The 1,571-nt window shown below is 57.5% G+C and carries 2 protein-coding genes; both read right to left on the bottom strand.

The features are described 5' to 3' along the window. Nucleotides 1-266: metallophosphoesterase (locus tag AC1DVA_RS28220; RefSeq protein WP_476808104.1), on the bottom strand; the 266-nt coding region annotated here is incomplete at its 3' end. A 293-nt stretch (nt 267-559) separates the two neighbouring features. Further along, on the bottom strand, nt 560-1,571 hold a 1,012-nt coding region (locus tag AC1DVA_RS28215), incomplete at its 5' end, for an HAD-IA family hydrolase (protein ID WP_476808103.1).

Genomic DNA, 1,571 nt, shown 5'->3' with positions numbered 1-1,571 from the left:
ATGCCGACCTTGCCTGCGAGTTCGCCCCCGGCMGCCAGGTTGCCCTTCATCTCGCTCTTGTAGAACTCGTGATTGCCGGCGACGTAGACGATTTCCCGGCCATGGAACGGACCGGCTTCCCGCTGTTCCACCATCCACTCGAGCGCAGCACTGATTGGCTTGTGCACATCGCCGGCGAAGACTGCGACATCAAACTCAGGCATCGGTTCGGCCAATGCAAACGGGCCGAATTCCAAATGAAGATCGGAAATCACCAAAAGCCGCATCCTGCCCTTCCTCATTAGTTTGCTTCAGCCACCCAAGCCTAAGAGCGCCACGCGATGCACTTGGACGCAGCAAGCTACGTTTTGCAGCGTCCACACGCGCTCGAACGCTTTATTTATGCAGTCTGAAATGTTCCATGTAGCGTCCGCACGCGTTCTAAAGCTACATTGACGCTGTCTAAAGCGTGAAAACGATTTAACGAGACAGTCTGAAATCTTTCTTACAGCGTCATAAAGCATCCGAACTCTTTATAACGCGTTAGATTGCATCATAGAGCGCGCACGTGCACGCACGTTCAAGCACGGCGCGGTGTAGCCGCAGCACGTTCTAGGAGCTCGATGACAGGTTTCGGCGCTTCCGGCGCTGCGCCCTCAGTAAATCCAGACTCGAACTCGTCGATGTGCATCGCGAACAGTCCAGTATTTCGCGGGCCGATCACGTCTGCATCGATGCTGTCACCGACGAAAAGTACCTGATGCGGCTCCAAATTAAGCCGCTGGCAAACCAGCTGATAAATCTCGACCTGAGGTTTCATCATGCCGACCTCAAACGAGAGAACGGCCGCATCCGGGGCGCTAGGCAGGCAGCCGAGCAAAGCGGCTCCATATGGCGCGGCGAGATTCGAGCAGACGCCTATTTTCAACCCGAGCTCGCCCAACCTGCGCCAGATGGCCTCAATTTCCGGCCGTAACCGTGTCGAAGCGGTTTCCGCCGATAAGTCCGCCTCAAGCTCGATAAGGCGCTCCTCGTCAGGAACAATTGCGAGGTCCCGGGCAAGATCGCGTAGGCTCATCGGAGTAGTGAGCGCCTGGGTCACCGCCGCCGATGCACTGGCATGCCCGAGGAGCGCTCTGAACGGCCGTCGCTTATCGCCAATTTCGACGAGCGTTCCGAACCCGTCGAAGCAGACAGCTCGGATCTGCGGACGATCGTCTGCCCAGATCAGATCTTCATCTGTGTATTTTGTGAAGTTCTTGTCGATCGCATTAGGCGCTACGCCCCCACCCCATCTGATAGCCGCGACCTCACCCCGCACAGCAAGTTGATCGTCGAGCGTCCCTCTCAGGAGATCGATGGGAGCTCGCCCCTGGTAAGGCGCAGCCATGTTGGTGGAGCGCAGCCAATCTCTTTCTTTTTGCGGAGATCCGTAAAGCTGCTGCGCATCCTTAAAGACACCGAGGAGTGCAGAGATACGCAGGAGAACAGGCGTTTCGAGAACGACCGGACCATTCGACCGCGCAGCGGTCGACCATTCCCCATATTGCCTCGCATCGCACTGCAGAAGCGCGAGCCGGTCGGCCGAGGAC

The sequence above is a fragment of the Allobosea sp. P4_C6 genome, from assembly GCF_056402015.1.
Note: the sequence above shows the minus strand (reverse complement) of the source record. Positions and strands in the feature narration are given on the sequence as shown.